Genomic DNA, 15,019 nt, shown 5'->3' with positions numbered 1-15,019 from the left:
CACCCTTGCGCTGATGGGCGCCGCGGCTTTCGCCGCGGCGCCCGCGCTGGCCCTCGGGGCGACGACGAAGGGCAAGACGCGCAAGGTGTCGGTCAACGACAACTACTACGGACCGTCGAAGCTGACCGTCCATGTCGGCGACACCGTCAACTGGGTCTGGGGCGACGACGTCACCGACGAGCACGACGTCGACGTCAAGTCCGCGCCCAAGGGCGCCAAGAAGTTCCACTCCGACCTGCTGGTCGCCGGCGAGTCGTTCAAGCGCAAGCTGACGACGCCCGGCACCTACAAGATCATCTGCACCTTCCACGAGGAGGAGATGAAGATGACGATCACGGTGAAGAAGAAGCCGTAGGCTCCGGGCCGATGGCCGACGCTGACGGACTGCGCTGCTTCGGGGCCGACGACCCGCTCTACCGCGCCTACCACGACGACGAGTGGGGGCGGCCCGTCCGCGACGAGCGCGGGCTCTATGAGCGGATCTCGCTCGAGGCGTTTCAGTCCGGGCTGGCGTGGATCACGATCCTGCGCAAGCGCGACAACTTCCGCGCCGCGTTTGCGAACTTCGAGCCCGAGGCCGTGGCTGTGTTTGACGAGGACGACGTGGCGCGATTGATGGCCGACGTCGGGATCGTGCGCAATCGCTTGAAGGTCGACGCGACCATCAACAACGCCCGTGCGGTCCTCGGGCTGCGCGACGCGGGTACCTCGTTGCCCGAGTTGGTGTGGTCGCACCGGCCGGATCCCGGCCGTCGCGCGCCCTCCGGCTGGGGCGACGTCCCGGCGCTGACGCCCGAGTCCACGGCGCTGTCCAAAGCGCTCAAGCGCGAGGGCTTTCGCTTCGTCGGGCCGACCACGGCGTACGCGGCGATGCAGGCCTGCGGGCTCGTCAACGACCATCTCGCCGGGTGCGTGGCACGGGCGGCGACTGAGGCCGCGCAGGCCGCTGGTTGATCGCCGTGCGGGTGCGATCTGACGGCCGGCTGTTGGATCGCGGCGCCGGTGTCGATACGGTGCAGGTCGAACGTTGCCATCGGGGCGGGTTCACACAGGTAGCGGCCCGTTCGATGAGGAGCACATGAAGCACATGCACCACACCCCTTCTCTTTCGTTCGGGCCCGAGCCCGGACCGCCGATGCCCGGACGGGCGCGGCACTTCGGACCGTCGGGCGCGTGCGCCCGGCACATGCACTAGGGGGCCAGGCGCATATGGCCCCCGTGCACATCGCGGGGGCCCCACGTCGGGGCAAGACCCCGCAGTGGACCCCCGAGTCCGTCATCACCGAGATCCAGCACTTCGTGCAGGCCCACGGCGAGGTGCCGCGGCTCGCCGATCTCAACCCCGGTCAGGCGAAGATCACCGGCCAGGTCTGGCGGATCGACCGCTATCGGGCCGGCTGTCCGGTCTGTGGCTCGGCCTACCCGTCGGCCAACGCCGCCCGGCGCTGCTTCGATGGCTCGCTCGAGTTGGCGATCCGCGCCGCTGGCTTCGAGCCCGCCAAGCGCGGGCCGCGCCGGCGTACTGAGGTCGACCTCTCCGAGCGCGCGACGGCGCGGCTCGAGCACGACGCCCGGGTGGCGGTCGACGCCGCGCTGGCGCGCGCGGCCGATGCCGAGACGCGCGCCCAGCGGCTGCAGACGCAGCTCGACCGCGCTCGCGCACGTGCGGCCGCGGCGCCGAAGGTCAAGACGAAGGTCGTCCGCGAGCGGGTGACCGACGCTGCTGCGCTCGCTCGCGTGCAGCGGGCGCGCGAGGCCGGCGAGGCACGCGCCGGCGCCTTGAAGTCCGAGCTGGCCGAGGCCCGCATGGATGCCGCGGAGGCACGTCGCACCGCCGTCAAGCTCGCGTCGCGCCTGGAGCGCGCCGAGGCCACGGTCACCGAGGCGCGTGCGCAGAAGCGCGGGGTCGGCGCTGAGCTGATCGACGCGCAGGCCGCCGTCGAGCGCGCCGAGGCGCGCGCGGCTGAGGCCGAGCAGCGGCTGGCTGCCGCACAGGGCACCCCGATCCGCGTCGAGCGTGTGGTCGCGGCGTCGCCTGAGCAGACGGTCGTCGACGAGGCGCTGGTCCGTGCGGTCGCCGCCGAGGACGCGGCACTGCGCGCCGAGACGCGCGCGGCGCGGGCCGAGCGCGACTACGCCGAAGTGGCTGTGGCAGCGACCGGCAGCTCGCGCAAGCTGACGTCCTCAGAGCTCGAGGCCTTGCGCTCCGACGGCCCGGCAGGCCCAGCACTGCTCGCCGACGCGCTCAAGGCGCTCGCCGTCGCACGCCGGACCGACAACCGCTTCAAGCTGGAGGAGGCGCTCGCAGCAGTCGCCTCCGCCGCCGTCACCTGGCGCGACCGCCTTTAGGCGACCGGGCGGGCGCGTCCGTGTCGAGCAAAGGGTCCATGTGACCCATAGGTCGACACGGATCGAGGTTTGCGGGTGCGGTGCGGTGCGCGTACCTCAGCTCGCGAGGAGCGCCGACAGCGTTGCTGCGACGGCGTCCGGATCGTCGACGATCTGCCGGTGCGTGAAGCGCACGGTGCGGTAGCCCGCGACGGCCAGCGCCTGGTCGCGGGCACGATCCTCTTCGAACGCCGCGCGCGTCCGGTGGCTGCCCCAGCCATCGGTCTCGACGACGAGCTGGGCATCGATCCAGAGGAAGTCCACACGGAACTCGAGCGGCCGCGCGTTGACGGCGGGGTAGGGCAGACGGTGTGCGTCGCACAGCGCGCGGAAACGGATCTCGAGCTCGCTGAGCGTGAGGGTCAGCCCGCGACGCGCCGCCTCATCGATCAGCCTGACGAGCGTCCGGCGCCCCGGATGCCGCGGATGCGCCGCGACGACCGCGCGCAGCGCGCCGAGATCGAACAGGTCGAGAAGATCAGCCTGCTTCAGCGCAGCCTCGACGTGATGCGGCGCGAGGACGCCGGCCAGATCCAGGATCGTCCGCGCGGGCGTTGTCACCGGCAGCAGACCGACGCGCGTCGACTCGACCGTGCGCCTGGTCCGGTGGAGACGGGTCCCCACACGCTCGACCAGCCCGGCCGTGGTTGCCACGGTGACCTCGATCCGACCACCGCCCGATGCGCGGAGACCCCAGGCCGCAGCGGCCGTGCGGTGACTCAGCACTGCTCCTGCTCCATACGTCCACACGCCGGCCAGCCTCCGAGCGGCGACGCTCAGCCGATCGTGGCCGACCGCGTAGACCAGCGGATGTACGTCGATCAGCCGTCCCGCCTCTCGCCGGTGCCGGATCTGGCCCTGCGTCAGGCCGATCCCGCGGAGATCGCGATGGCGCACAATCCCGTCCTGGGCGCTGGCAAGCCGCGCGATTCGACGGTCCGTGTCGAGCAAAGGGTCCATGTGACCCATAGGTCGACACGGACCGAAACTCGCCCCCCGGGGCGCCGGCTACGCCGGCCCCACAACGCCGAGGACGGGATTCGAACCCGCGACACCTGCTTTACAAGAGCAGTGCTCTAGCCCCTGAGCTACCCCGGCTTGCCAGAACGGCAAGTCTAGGCGGCGCCCGTGATGGCGTGCTCGATGTTGCCGTGGCCGTTGGTGGAGACGACGTGCTCGTAGCTCGGAAGCTCTTCGTCGGGCTCGTCGTTCAGGCGGCGTTCGAGCTCGCCGAGGATCACGCCGAAGAGCAGGTGGCGCCAGGTCGCCTGGGCGAAGGCGCGGGCTGATGTGCCGAGGGTCGGCAGCTCGTCACGGGCGGGATGGACGCGGTCGGTCACGAGCACCAGCGGCCAGGTCAAGACATGCTCGCCCAAGCCCGCCGCCGGCCCGCGCGACCAGGACGGCAGCGGCACGCGGCGCACAACGCCGGCGTAGACGGCCCCGAAGACCGCGCCGTTGGCCAGGTGCATCGCCAACCCGACCAGCGGCCATGCGCGGCCGCGTGTCACGGCCTTGCCGAGCAGCTCGGTGTCGTCGTACTTGACGCCGAAGACCCGCTGATCCAGCGGCTGCTGCGCCGCCCAGACGCCGGCGGCGACGGCGCCCGCGAGGGCTCCACGGGCGGTGCGAGCACGATCGATGGCCATGGACGCACTGTAACCCTCGTGCCCCGGCAGGTGTACGCCAGATCAGATGGAGAGCAACCGCCACCTCGCCCGCGCGCGCACCAAGGGTGTCAACCCGTTCGTGTACTGGATCGTCCGGGCGCTCTTCCAGCCGTTCTTCCACATCTACTTCCGGATGTCGCGGATCGGGCGCGAGCACATCCCGGTCGACGGGCCGGTCATCTTCGCGGCGAACCACCGGTCCTTCCTCGATCCGTTCGTGATCGCGTGCATGTCGCGCCGGCCGCTGCACTACGTGGCCAAGAAGGAGCTCTTCCGTCACCCGCTGACCGCCTGGTTCCTCAACAGCCTCGGCGCGTTCCCGATCGACCGCGGCAACGCCGACCGGGACGCGATGAGCACGGCCCGCGAGATCCTCGAGCGTGGCGATTCCGTCCTGATCTTCCCCGAGGGCACGCGCACCCGCCCGGGTACGCTCGGCGCGCCCAAGCGCGGCGTCGGCCGCCTCGCGCTGGAGACCGGCGCGCCGGTCATCCCAGTCGCGGTCATCGGCACCGAGAACGTCCGTCGGGGCTGGCGGATCCGCCCGCACAAGGTGTCGATCCGCGCCGGTGCGCCGCTGCGCTTCCCGAAGGTCGCCGAGCCCTCCGGCCAGCTGGCCGGCGCGGTCACCGAGCGCATCTGGCCGTGCGTGATGCTGCAGTGGGAGTGGCTGGGCGGCCTGCCGCCGATCCGCCGCGCCGCCGTCATTGGCGCCGGCTCGTGGGGCACCGGCCTCGCGGTCGCGCTGGCGCGCGCCGGCGTTGAGGTCGAGCTCGGGACCCGCACGGCCGCCCAGGCGCAACTGCTCAACGCGACCCGCGTCAACGACCGCTACCTGCCCGGCGAGCTCCTGCCCGAGACGATCAGCATCGTCGAAGCCGGCGACCTCGAGCTCGGCCGCCACGATCTTGTCGTCCTCGCCGTCCCCGCCCGCGCGCTCCCCGAGGTCATCGCCGCCCACGGCGCCGCGATCACCACCCGGGCCGGGCTGCTCGTCGCCTCCAAGGGCCTCGTCCCGCCGTACGGCGCGCTGCCCAGCGTCTACGTCGCCGAGCGCTCCAACGTCCGCGCGATCGCCGGCCTCGGCGGCCCCGCGCACGCCGCCGACGCGCTCGACCACGGCGCCGCCCTGGTGGTCGCAAGCGCCGACCGCGGCTTCGGCCGCCAGCTCGCCGACTTGCTGAGCAAGGCCAACCTCTATGCCGAGACGTCGACCGACACCGTCGGCGTCGAGCTCGCCGGCGCCGCCAAGAACGCCGCCGCGCTGGCCGCCGCGACCGCCGGCCCGGCCGGCCCCAACGCCGTCGGCGCCGCCGCCGGCCGCGTCTTCGCCGAGGTCGACGCCTACGCCCGCACACAAGGCGCGCATGCCGAGACGTTCGCCGGCCTCGCCGGCACCGGTGACCTCATCGCCACCGTCCTCGCCACGGGCTCCCGCAACCGCCGCGCCGGTGAGCTGCTGGCCGCCGGCACCGCGCCGCAGGACATCGAGGGCGCGCTCGGGCAGGCCGCCGAGTCGCTGGACGCGCTGCCGCTGCTGGCCCTCGCGTTGCGCGAGGGCGGCGTCGACGCGCCGGCCGTCTGCGGGCTGGCCGATGTCGTCGAGGGCCGCGTCGACGCCGGCGACTGGGCCTCGGCGATCACCGCTCCGCCACGGCGCACCAAGAGGTTCGTCCGGGCCGCGTAGGCGGCGGATAGGCTGCTGTGCGTGGGGGACGCCGACAAGGCCAAGCTGGATGCGGACTTCTCGGAGCTCTACCGAGCACATCTGAAGGATGTGTACTCCTACGCCTACTACCGGGTGGGCAACCACCACGATGCGGAGGACCTGACCGAGCAGACGTTCCTGCAGGCCTACCGGCACTTCGAGCGGGCGGTGGCGGAGTCCGACGGGCGCCCGCTGCGGCCGTGGCTGATCCGGATCGCCCACAACCTCGCCGCCAACCTCTACCGGGACCGCTCGCGCAAGCCGCAGACGCCGATCGAGGACACCGACACGCTGCGCACGACGCACACCACGGAGGATCTCGTGGAGGGTCGCGACGAGTTGGCGCGAATCTTGGAGGGTGTCAAGGAGCTGCCCGACGACCGCCGCGAGGCGTTGATCATGCGCTTTGCGCTGGGCATGGACAACCGCGAGATCGCGCGCGCCATGGGGCGGACCGACGGCGCGACCAAGGTCCTGCTGCACCGCGCGATCAAGCAGTTGGAAGAGATCGTCGCGACGAGGCAGAGCGGGTGAGCGGGCGATGAGCGAGACCTTCGGGGACTTCGAGGGCCTGCTGCGGCGGGCGCTGGCGCCCGTCGAGCCGCCCGAGCAGCTGAGCCTGCGCTTGGAGTCGACGCTGACCGAGCTGACCGAGCTCGCCCAGGACGAGCTCGAGAGCTGGGAGCTGTCGACGATGCGCGACCCGCGCAACTGGGTGCGCCCGGTCGCGGCGGCGGCGATCGGGACGACGGCCGGCGCGGCGCTCGTGCTCCTACGCGTGCGCCAGCAGCACCGGCGGCGCGCCTCGAAGGCCTCGGGCCCGATCGACCTCGCCGAGCGCACGCTGCACGCGGTGGCCGACGAGACCCGCAAGATCCTCGATCGGTGAACACGCCGATCGGTGAACGTTCTTTGGCGCGTGCGCGATGATCCGATGCGCGGGGTGACGCGTAAGAACACGCCGTGGCCGCCGCAGACCCCAACCGCACGCGCATGACGCTCGCCGACGAGGACCTGATGCAGCTGATGCGTCAGGGTGATGCGCAGGCCTTCGAGGTCATCTACGAGCGCCATGCCAACGCCGCCTTCTCCCTTGCCTACCGGATGACCGGACGTCGCGGTGCCGCCGAGGACGTCGTGCAGGAGGCGTTCCTGTCGCTGTGGCGCTCGGGCGCCCGCTATGACCGCACCCGCGGCAGCGTGCGCACGTGGGTGCTCGGGATCGTCCACAACCGGGCGATTGACTCGCTGCGCCGCAACTTACGCCACGACACGCACCGCGCCAGCGACGAGGGCATCGAGGAGCGCTTCGAAGCCAAGGAGCGCACCGAGATCCAGGCGGCCCACAGCGAAGAGGCCGCCGAGGTGCGCACCGCGCTCGAGACGCTGCCCGACGAGCAGAGCAAGGCCATTGAGTTGGCCTACTTCGGCGGCTTCTCCCACTCGGAGATCGCCACCATGCTGGAGATGCCGATCGGGACCGTGAAGGGGCGCATCCGCCTCGGGCTCGAGAAGCTGCGCGGGCAGCTCGGCCAGTTCATCGAGGTGCCGGCATGACCGACGACTGCCGCCACCGCGACGACGCCGGCCCGTGGGTGCTGGGCGCGCTCGAGGAGGCCGACGGGCGTGCTTTCGCCCTGCATCTCGAGGAGTGCGCCATCTGCCGCGGCGAGGTCGCCGAGCTGCAGATCGTCGCCGACGTGCTGCCGATGGCCGCACCGCAGCTGGTCCCGCCGCCGGCGCTCAAGAGCCGGATCATGGGGATCGTGGAGTCCGAGGCGCAGCTGCTGCGCGCCGCGGGCCCGGAGGCCGACCGGCCGGGTGGGTGGGCCGACGACCGCTCGCCGCGCGAAGGCCGGCGCTTCGGCTGGCTCGGGCGCCTGCGCCCGCTGCCCGCCGCCGTGCTGGCGACGGCGCTGCTCGCCCTCGGCGTGGCCGCCGGCGTCCTGCTCTCGGGCGGCGACAGCACCACCTCACACCCGGGCTTCGGCCCCAAGGGCACGCAGGTCGCGCTGCGCGTCACCGGCGACCACGGCGAGCTGGACCTGCGCGGCATGCCCGCCGCGCCGGCCGGCCACGTCTACCAGGTGTGGCTGATCCACGGCAAGGACAAGCCACGCCCGACGCACACGCTCTTCACGGTCCCGTCCGACGGCCGGGCGCGCGTCGAGATCCTGGAGTCGCTGAAGGGGACCGATCAGGTGCTGGTGACCGCCGAGCCGCCTGGCGGCAGCCAGCAGCCGACGAGCCTGGCGTTGATGGGCGCCAAGCTCACATAAGTCGCACCTGATCTCGCGTTGATGGCCCGCTGCTAGCGTGCGGCGCCCACCATGGCCACCTGCTACCGCCATTCCAACCGTGAGACGGGCGTCTCCTGCTCGAACTGCGGTCGGCCGATCTGCCCGGACTGCATGACGGCGACCTCGGTCGGCATGCGCTGCCCGGTGTGCTCCAAGCAGCGCACCCAGGTGCGCACCGCGGCCACGATGAACGCCGAGCCGCGCGTGACGATCGCGATCATCGTCACCTGCGTCGTCCTCTTCTTGAGCTCGGGCGGCGGCATCGGCCTGAGCAGCACCAGCAGCGGGTGGATCTACCAGCACTTCGCGCTCTACGGCCCGCTCATCGACGCCGGCGACTACTGGCGCCTGGTCACCAGCGGCTTCCTGCACAGCGGGATCTTCCACATCGGGTTCAACATGTACCTGCTCTGGATCCTCGGCCAGCAGCTCGAGCGGCTGCTGGGTTCGACGCGCTTTGGCGTCCTGTACTTCACCGCGCTGCTCTGCGGCTCGTTCGGCGCGTTGGTGCAGACCACCACCTCGGTCGTCGTCGGCGCGTCGGGCGCGGTCTTCGGCCTGATGGGCGTGCTGGCCGTCGAGCAGTGGCGGCGCGGCTACGAGGCGTTCGGCGGCGGCCTCGGCGGGCTGATCCTCATCAACTTGGTGATCAGCTTCATCCCCGGGTTCAACATCGCCTTCGGCGGCCACATCGGCGGGTTGATCGGCGGCCTGCTCGCGGGGCTGGCCTTCCACGGCGCCGATCGCCTGCGCCAGCCGTGGCTCGGCTACGCGGCGTGCGCCGTGCTGTCGATCCTCGCGGTGGTCGGGTCGATCGCCGTCTCGGGCGATCTGCACAACATCACCGTGTGACGCCACCACGGCCTTCGGTAGTTTGCGCGCCGTGCGCCGACTCAGCCGTGTCCTGCTCCTGACGATCGCGGTTGGGATGGCCGTCGTGGGGCTGCCCACGACGAGCGCCACCGCCGCGCCGACGCTCGGCATCAACGCTGCCGGCATTCCCGTCGGCCCCCAGCTCGACGAGGCGCTGGCCACCGGCGCGCACGAGGTCCGGATGTTCCTGCTGTGGCCGAGCCTCGAGCCCGACGCCAAGGGGCGCTTCACCCCGAACCTCGTCGGGGCCTACACCGACATCGTCGCGCGGCTGAGCGCCGCCGGCGTGCGTGCCGACTTCGTCTTCACCGGCTCGCCGCCGTGGGCCTCGGGCTCGTCGAACCCCAATGCGGCGCCGCGCAACCCGGCCGACTACGCCGACGCGCTCGCGCGCTTTGCGGCGCTTCCGGGCATCGCGGGCCACAACATCGCCTACGAGATCTGGAACGAGGAGGACGCCGACGAGTGGTGGGCGCCCAAGGCCGACCCGGCGGCCTACGCCGCCCTCGTCAAGGCCGCCGCGCCCGCGCTGCACGCCGCCGATCCGACCGCGGAGGTCGTGCTCGGCCCCGTGACCGGCAACGACTACCCGTGGCTCGAGCAGCTCTACGCACACGGCATCCAGGGAAGCTTTGACGCCGCCGCGGTCCACCTCGACACCGGCTGCCTGGTCAACGGCCCGGCGACCGTGTTGCGTGACCGCGACGGCCGGATCTCGCAGTACGTCTTCCTCGGCATCCGCGAGGTGCTGGCGACGCTGCGCGCCCATGGGGACGACAAGCCGGTACGCGTCACCGAGTACGGCTGGAGCTCGACGCAGCCGGCCTCCGGCGGCGGGCCGTCGTGCGAGCGCGGCGCGTCGGCCGGTCTCAAGCCCTCTGGCGTGACCGCCGCCGACCAGGCGACGTTCCTGGCGCAGGGCTATCACTGCCTGGCCCAGGAGCCCGGCGTCGAGGCCGCGACCTGGTTCACCCTCCGCGACGCGCCGGCCAGCGAGAATCCGCTTGACGAGCTGCGCCACTACGGCCTGCTCACCACCGGCGGCGCGGACAAGCCCGCATGGGACGTCTTTCACGCGATCGCCACCGGCGGCGACACGCTCTCGGGCGCCTGTGGTGACTTCGACGGCCCCGTGGTCACGGTCGTCACGCCGAAGGTCGGCCAGGCCTATGCCGGCAGCCTGCTGATCTCGGCCTCGGCGCACGACACGACGGCCCCGCGCCGGATCACCTTTGCCTCCGACGGCAAGACGATCCAGAACTTCAGTGACGGCCTGGCGAACGACAAGGTCGTCTCGCTGGACTGGCAGGGCGCCAAGCAGCTGTCAATTGGCGTCCACACGATCACGGTCAGCGCGACCGACGCACAGGGCAACGTCGGCAGCCAGGACGTCCAGGTGCGGAAGGTCTCGGCGAGCCAGCTGATCGCCATCGGCCCGGCCAAGTTCACGCTGAAGGCCGTGACGTGCACCAAGGCCGCGAGCTGCCTGCTGAGCGGGCAGTTGCTGAGTCCATCGGGTTCGGCGTTGCCGGGCAAGGTCCAGATCCAGTGGCAGTGGCGAACCAAGGCCACCAAGAAGCACAAGGCGCGTTGGAAGACCCTGCACAAGGTCACCAAGCCCGCGGGCAAGCCGTTCAAGGTGCGCCAGAAGCTCAAGCGCTCCGGCGCGTGGCGCGTGCGTGTCCGCTACCTGGCGCCCAAGCCGCTGAAGCCGTCGTCCTCGAAGTGGACGTACTTCAGCGTGAAGGTCAAGAAGAAGCGCTAGGAGCGAGAACTACAACATCACGCGATGCACGCGGCCGGGGGCTTCGGTGACCCGGTCGGGATGCAGCGCGTGGGCCAGCGTCTCCAGGCCGTCGACCAATCGCGGGCCCGGCCGGCTGAAGTAGGCGGCCGCGTCGAGGGCGACGACCTCGTTGGCGCCCAGCGCGCGGAGGCGGTCGCTGAACTGCTCGGCCTCGGCCAGCGCGCGCGGACCGTCATAGCCGCATGGGATGCAGACCACGACCTCGGGCTTGGCGGCGTCCAGGAGCTCCCAGTCGAGTTGCTCGGAGTGCTCGCCGGCAAAGCCGAGCAGGTCGGTGCCGCCGGCCATGTCGATCAACTGCGGCGTCCAGTGCCCGGCGATGAAGACCGGATCGAACCACTCGATCGCGATCACGCGCCGCCGGCGCGCGCCCTTGAGCGCGAGGCGCACACGATCCACACGAGCGCGTTGTCGGGCGACGAGGTCCAGCGCGGCCTCGCGCGCGTCCGTCGCCTGGGCCAGCGTCCGGATGTCGCCCATCGTCTCCCCGAAGGTCTTGGGGTCCAGCGCGATGACGGTGGGGCAGGGGTCGAGCTTCTTGGCGGCGTCGCGAACCTCCTCGTAGGAGACCGCGCAGACCGGGCACAGCTCCTGGGTGACGATGAGGTCGGGCTCCAGTTCGGCGAGCTTCTCCTCGTCCAGGAGGTAGATCGCCTCGCCCCTCTCGGTCCGGTCGCGCACGGCCGCGTCGATCTCAGCGGCGCTGAGGCCAGCTGGCAGGACGTCGCGGGTGATCCGTGGCAGCTCGGCGGTCGCCGGCGGGTAGTCGCACTCATGGGTGACCCCGACGACGCTGTCACCAAGGCCGAGCGCGTAGAGCAACTCGGTAGCGTGGGGCACCAGGCTCACGATCCGCATTGGAGGCGAGGATATGGCAGAGCTGCTGGCAGCTCAGGAGATCGACGAGCGCCTCGGCGCGCTGGAGGACTGGCATCGCGACGGCGACATGATCGTCCGTGACGTGGAGTGCAAGGACTTCGCGGCCGCGATCGCGGCCGTCAACGCGGTGGCGGCCGTCGCCGAGGAGGCCGATCACCACCCCGACATCCTCGTGCACGGCTGGAACAAGCTGCGCCTCAGCGTCACCAATCACAGCGCCGGCGGGCTGACCCAGGCCGACTTCGACCTTGCCGCCCGGCTCGACCGTTTGCCGGCCATCCAGCAGCGCTGATACGGTTGACGCAGTCGCTCCATGAACGACGACCCTTCTCGAAGTAGCGCCGGGCACGGACCCGGCCCCCAAGCGTGACCGCACTGCTGCTGCTAGCTGTCGCGGTCCTGGTCCTCGTCAACGGCTTCTTTGTGGCCGCCGAGTTCGGCCTCGTGCGCTCACGCCGCTCCTCGCTGCAGGAGCTCGCCGAGAACGGCAACGCCGGCGCGCGCCGCGCGCTGGAGCTCCACGACGACCTCAACCAGTACCTCTCGGCGTGCCAGTTCGGGATCACGCTCGCGTCGCTGGGCATCGGCTTCCTGGGCGAGCCGGCGATCGCGACGATCTTCGAGCCGATCTTCGGGAGCTTCTCCCACGGCGTGAAGGTCGGCATCTCGGTGGCGATCGCCTACGTGATCGTCACGGGCGTGCACGTCGTCGTGGGTGAGCAGGTCCCCAAGATCTACTCGATCATCCATCCGGACCGGATCGCGATCTTCGTCGCCCGCCCCCTGAAGGCCTTCAACATCGGGATGAAGCCCTTCATCTCGCTGCTGAACATGGTGGCCAACGCGATTCTGCGGCTGCTGCGCGTCGACCCCGACGCGGCCTCCGAGGAGGGTGCGACGCCCGAGGAGCTGCGCATCCTGATCGGCCAGGCGCGTGCAGGCGGCAAGCTCGACGCCGGCGAGGCCGGGATGCTCAGCGGCGTCTTCCACCTGCACGAGCAGGAGGCGCGTCAGGTGATGACGCCGATCCCGGCGGTCGTCACGGTCGATCTGTCAGAGGACGTCGAGACGGCGCTGCGCCGCTGCATCTCCTCCGGTCATACGCGGCTGGTGGTCACCGAGGACGACAACCGCGACCGCGTGCGCGGCATCGTGCACTCCAACCGGCTGGCCCAGTCGCTGATGGCCGAGGGGCCGCACGCGTCGCTAGAACCGCTGGTGCGCGAGGCGGTGATCGTCCCCGAGACCAAGCCGCTGGACGACCTGCTCGCCGACCTGCAGCGCCAGCGCTCCTCGATGGCGGTCGTCGTCGACGAGTACGGGCGCGTCGTCGGGATCGTCACCGTCGAGGACATCATCGAGGAGGTCGTCGGCGAGATCGACGACGAGACCGATCCCGCGGGCGGCGAGATCCGCCGCCTGGCCAACGGCGACTGGTTCGTGCGCGGGCACGTGGCGATCACCGACCTGCACGACTATGGCCTCACCCTGCCGGTCGACACCGACGCCTACAACTCGGTCGGCGGCTTCGTCTTCGCCGAGCTCGGGCGGCTGCCCAGGCGCGGCGACACCATCAACGCCGACGGCTACTCGATCCGCGTGGAATCGGTGCGCGAGAACCGCATCGAGGCGGTCAGGATCCGCGATCGGCGGGCCACGACGGCCAGCGCCGCGGACTCGTAGGAAAAGCGGCGCAAGTTCTCGGCGGCACCTGCGTTCAGAGCACCTGACGCCGCCATACGCGGGAGGCGTCATCCGGCTCGCTCCTCTCGTGGGACGGAGGCCCGGGCCAGCACAGGTGGATCTGGGTGGGTCCACCAGCACGCAAGACGACGAACGGCCCGCTTGCGCGGGCCGTTCGTCTGTCCTGAGACAACGAGCGGCCCGCTTGCGCGGGCCGCTCGTCTGCTTCTGGGAGGAGGTGCACTTGCGAGGTACGTTCGCCTAGGCAGTATCGGCACGCTTTCTCAACGCGCCCTAAATGTGGGCGAAGGATCGCCTCAAGCCCGCGGAAGGGCGTCGACGCGGTGCACCCAGGCCTCGATCTCGGGGAAGGCGCCGGAGATCGGCAGGTGCTCGCCGAGCACCCGGTGGAAGGGGTCCGTGTCGTCGGGGCGCAAATCCAGCACGCCGTATTTGAGGAACGGAAAGGCGCAGATGTCGGCGGCGCCGAAGGCCTCGCCCATCAGCCAGTCGCGGCCATCGAGCATCTCCTCGAACAGGTGCAGCCAGCCGCGCAGCTCGTCGCTGAGGTCGTGCAGGCGCTGCTGGTCGGGCTCGGGGGCGGCCAGCTCGGCGGCCATCGCGTTGGGCGGGAGCTTCCAGACCTTGTTGAACCACTCGATGAAGACGTCGACCTCCGCCCGGCGCCCGAGGCTCGCCGGCCACAGGGGCGGATCGGGGCGGCGCCTCTCCAGCCAGCTCACGATGCGCATGGAGTCGGCGACGACCTCGCCGTGATCGGTCTGCATCACCGGCACGAGGTCCTGGCCGGTGAGGGCGACGACGGGCGAGCGGTCGTCGGGGTCGACGTCGACCCAGTCGACGGGGATCGACTTGTGGGCGAGGGCCAGCGCCACCCGCTCCACGTTGGTGGAGTAGGGGACTCGGTAGACACGCATCAGTCGTGGTTGTACAGGCCGCGGCCGCTCTTGCGCCCCAGGGCGCCGTCGGCCACCAGCGTGCGCAGGCGCTCGGGGACATCGGCGCCGATGGCGTCGCCGATGGCCACCGACACGTCGAGGCCGACGTAGTCGAGCAAGGCGAGCGGGCCCATCGGGTGCCCGGCGCCCAGCGTCATGCACAGGTCGACGTCCGCGGCGGCCATGCCGGTCTCCTCCATGAAGGCGACCGCGCTGAAGAGGTAGGGGAAGAGCAGGCGGTTGACCACGAAGCCCGGCAGGTCGGGGACCTCGACCGCGGTCTTGCCCAGCGCCTCGCAGAGGTCGCGGGCCCGCTGGCGCGTCGCGTCGGTGGCCGCGGTGGGGAAGGCCAGCTCGACGAGCTTCATCTTGGGGACGGGGTTGAAGACGTGCAGGCCGACGAAGCGCTCGGCCGCGCCGCTGGCGCCGGCCAGGCGCTCGACCGACAGCGACGACGTCGTGCTGGCCAGCAGAGCGTCGTCGCCGGCCACGCGCCCGAGGTCGCCCAGGACGCCGGCCTTGACGTTCTCGTCCTCGCACACGGCCTCGATGACCGCCGTGGCCTGGCCGAGGGCGTCCAGGTCGGTCTCCACGCGCACGTGGGCGGCGTTGATCTCGCCGCTCAGGCGCCCGCAGATGGTGTGGATGCTGCCGCGCGCCCGTTCCGCCGAGCCGTTGGATCGCGCCCACATCACGACCTCGCCGTGCCGCGCGGCCGCCGCCGCGAGGCCGCACGCGATCGCGCCGCTGCC

General features: G+C 71.3%; 17 protein-coding genes and 1 tRNA gene. 12 read left to right on the top strand and 6 right to left on the bottom strand.

Annotated elements, in window-relative coordinates; genetic code table 11:
* Positions 1–13: 13 nt before the first annotated feature.
* From VGO10_RS12055 to VGO10_RS12045, 3 genes are all read left to right on the top strand, one after another.
* Positions 14–355 carry a cupredoxin domain-containing protein gene (locus VGO10_RS12055; RefSeq protein WP_327468581.1) on the top strand — a complete coding sequence of 114 codons (342 nt, stop codon included), beginning with the start codon at positions 14–16 and terminating at the stop codon, positions 353–355.
* Between the two features lie 11 nt (positions 356–366).
* Positions 367–954: a DNA-3-methyladenine glycosylase I gene (locus tag VGO10_RS12050; protein ID WP_327468579.1), complete on the top strand. Its 588-nt coding sequence runs from the start codon at positions 367–369 to the stop codon at positions 952–954.
* Between the two features lie 255 nt (positions 955–1,209).
* Complete coding sequence (locus VGO10_RS12045; protein WP_327468577.1) at positions 1,210–2,349, top strand: hypothetical protein; 1,140 nt, start codon at positions 1,210–1,212, stop codon at positions 2,347–2,349.
* Between the two features lie 96 nt (positions 2,350–2,445).
* On the opposite strand, the gene VGO10_RS12040 is transcribed toward VGO10_RS12045, so the two are convergent.
* The 3 genes from VGO10_RS12040 to VGO10_RS12030 all read right to left on the bottom strand — a co-directional run bounded on the left by VGO10_RS12040 (position 2,446) and on the right by VGO10_RS12030 (position 4,037).
* Positions 2,446–3,348, bottom strand: coding sequence for a DUF559 domain-containing protein (locus tag VGO10_RS12040; protein ID WP_327468575.1), 903 nt, complete (start codon positions 3,346–3,348; stop codon positions 2,446–2,448).
* 65 nt (positions 3,349–3,413) lie between these two features.
* Positions 3,414–3,486 (bottom strand) — tRNA-Thr (locus VGO10_RS12035).
* A 17-nt stretch (positions 3,487–3,503) separates the two neighbouring features.
* A complete protein-coding gene (locus VGO10_RS12030) occupies positions 3,504–4,037 on the bottom strand; it encodes a hypothetical protein (RefSeq protein WP_327468573.1) in 534 nt (177 codons plus the stop codon).
* Between the two features lie 46 nt (positions 4,038–4,083).
* Here VGO10_RS12030 and VGO10_RS12025 point away from each other — a divergent pair, with 46 nt between their 5' ends.
* The 7 genes from VGO10_RS12025 (at position 4,084) to VGO10_RS11995 (ending at position 10,704) form a co-directional block, all read left to right on the top strand.
* Positions 4,084–5,745 carry a 1-acylglycerol-3-phosphate O-acyltransferase gene (locus tag VGO10_RS12025; RefSeq protein WP_327468571.1) on the top strand — a complete coding sequence of 554 codons (1,662 nt, stop codon included), beginning with the start codon at positions 4,084–4,086 and terminating at the stop codon, positions 5,743–5,745.
* Positions 5,746–5,766: 21 nt separating this feature from the next.
* Positions 5,767–6,300: a sigma-70 family RNA polymerase sigma factor gene (locus VGO10_RS12020; protein WP_327468569.1), complete on the top strand. Its 534-nt coding sequence runs from the start codon at positions 5,767–5,769 to the stop codon at positions 6,298–6,300.
* A 7-nt stretch (positions 6,301–6,307) separates the two neighbouring features.
* Positions 6,308–6,655 (top strand): hypothetical protein, encoded by a 348-nt coding sequence (locus tag VGO10_RS12015; RefSeq protein WP_327468567.1) that lies wholly within the window; start codon positions 6,308–6,310, stop codon positions 6,653–6,655.
* A gap of 74 nt (positions 6,656–6,729) precedes the next feature.
* Positions 6,730–7,323: an RNA polymerase sigma factor gene (locus VGO10_RS12010; protein WP_327468565.1), complete on the top strand. Its 594-nt coding sequence runs from the start codon at positions 6,730–6,732 to the stop codon at positions 7,321–7,323.
* Positions 7,320–8,045: an anti-sigma factor gene (locus VGO10_RS12005; protein WP_327468563.1), complete on the top strand. Its 726-nt coding sequence runs from the start codon at positions 7,320–7,322 to the stop codon at positions 8,043–8,045. The genes VGO10_RS12010 and VGO10_RS12005 overlap by 4 nt, the downstream gene beginning before the upstream one ends.
* A 51-nt stretch (positions 8,046–8,096) precedes the next feature.
* Positions 8,097–8,918, top strand: coding sequence for a rhomboid family intramembrane serine protease (locus VGO10_RS12000; protein ID WP_327468561.1), 822 nt, complete (start codon positions 8,097–8,099; stop codon positions 8,916–8,918).
* A 31-nt stretch (positions 8,919–8,949) separates the two neighbouring features.
* Positions 8,950–10,704, top strand: coding sequence for an Ig-like domain-containing protein (locus VGO10_RS11995; protein WP_327468559.1), 1,755 nt, complete (start codon positions 8,950–8,952; stop codon positions 10,702–10,704).
* Positions 10,705–10,713: 9 nt separating this feature from the next.
* Here the strand turns inward: VGO10_RS11995 and VGO10_RS11990 are convergent, their stop codons facing one another.
* Positions 10,714–11,586 (bottom strand): ABC transporter substrate-binding protein, encoded by an 873-nt coding sequence (locus tag VGO10_RS11990; RefSeq protein ID WP_327468556.1) that lies wholly within the window; start codon positions 11,584–11,586, stop codon positions 10,714–10,716.
* Between the two features lie 31 nt (positions 11,587–11,617).
* On the opposite strand from VGO10_RS11990, the gene VGO10_RS11985 reads away from it, so the two are divergent.
* Positions 11,618–11,917 carry a 4a-hydroxytetrahydrobiopterin dehydratase gene (locus tag VGO10_RS11985; protein ID WP_327468554.1) on the top strand — a complete coding sequence of 100 codons (300 nt, stop codon included), beginning with the start codon at positions 11,618–11,620 and terminating at the stop codon, positions 11,915–11,917.
* A gap of 74 nt (positions 11,918–11,991) precedes the next feature.
* Complete coding sequence (locus tag VGO10_RS11980; RefSeq protein ID WP_327468552.1) at positions 11,992–13,308, top strand: hemolysin family protein; 1,317 nt, start codon at positions 11,992–11,994, stop codon at positions 13,306–13,308.
* Positions 13,309–13,625: 317 nt separating this feature from the next.
* On the opposite strand, the gene VGO10_RS11975 is transcribed toward VGO10_RS11980, so the two are convergent.
* Both VGO10_RS11975 and VGO10_RS11970 read right to left on the bottom strand, forming a co-directional pair.
* Positions 13,626–14,246, bottom strand: coding sequence for a glutathione S-transferase family protein (locus VGO10_RS11975; RefSeq protein ID WP_327468549.1), 621 nt, complete (start codon positions 14,244–14,246; stop codon positions 13,626–13,628).
* Positions 14,246–15,019, bottom strand: a 774-nt coding sequence (locus VGO10_RS11970; RefSeq protein ID WP_327468547.1) for a 3-hydroxyacyl-CoA dehydrogenase family protein, incomplete at its 5' end; no start/stop codon positions are given. The genes VGO10_RS11975 and VGO10_RS11970, both read right to left, overlap by 1 nt.

Origin of the sequence: Baekduia sp., from assembly GCF_035996765.1 — a bacterium.
In the GTDB taxonomy this organism is placed as follows: Bacteria; Actinomycetota; Thermoleophilia; order Solirubrobacterales; family Solirubrobacteraceae; genus Baekduia.
Note: the sequence above shows the minus strand (reverse complement) of the source record. Positions and strands in the feature narration are given on the sequence as shown.